Genomic DNA, 280 nt, shown 5'->3' with positions numbered 1-280 from the left:
CGCCCCAGCCACCCCCACCACACCCCCCACAACCCCCGCAGCGCCCACCACATAATCGCCCCCCCGACCCGCCGGGCGGCCCCCGGCGACGGCGCCCCCCCCACCCCAGGGTCTGTCGATCTTGCTCCAACCCCCGCCGGACTCTAGGGATTTGCCGGGCCGTTCGGCTGGATCGTCAGTTCCGCGAGCCATGGGCGCGGCCCGACCGGGGCGGCGCCCCGACATCGACGAGGATCACCGCCATGCCCGAACCGATCCCGCACGGCGACGCACCGAGAGT

The organism is Kitasatospora sp. NPDC059722 (assembly GCF_042733235.1).
Classification (GTDB): domain Bacteria; phylum Actinomycetota; class Actinomycetes; order Streptomycetales; family Streptomycetaceae; genus Kitasatospora.
Note: the sequence above shows the minus strand (reverse complement) of the source record.